Origin of the sequence: Microbacterium sp. ZXX196 (assembly GCF_009709595.1) — a bacterium.
Lineage (GTDB): Bacteria > Actinomycetota > Actinomycetes > Actinomycetales > Microbacteriaceae > Microbacterium > Microbacterium excoecariae.
On the sequence record NZ_WMEE01000107.1, the window covers coordinates 1 to 280 of the forward strand.

1 protein-coding gene is annotated in these 280 nt (G+C 37.5%); it reads right to left on the reverse strand.

Annotated elements, in window-relative coordinates; all coding sequences use genetic code 11:
* Positions 1–78 precede the first annotated feature (78 nt).
* A partial coding sequence (locus tag GJQ66_RS12440; RefSeq protein ID WP_230379589.1) for a hypothetical protein occupies positions 79–280 on the reverse strand: 202 nt, incomplete at its 5' end.

The following is a 280-nucleotide window of genomic DNA, read 5'->3' on the forward strand; positions in this document are numbered from 1 at the left end:
CCAGTAATCCAATTGATAAAATTGGATATCATCTGCCAAAGTGTGTAGTTCGTGAGAATTCCAAACGAGGTTCCATAACTAATTTTCTAATAGATATTCAGACTTGCGTGAAACTTTTACAAAATCAGCGGTCATTGCAAAATCATATTGGAAGCTATGATTAGTCTGGGTGGTGGTTCGAGTCGGCTCTAACCAAGCAATTTGACTTCGTGTATCAATGATTGCCAATGTTCCATGATCATCAAATAAATGTAAACGCGCATTTTGAGGATTGAGCATG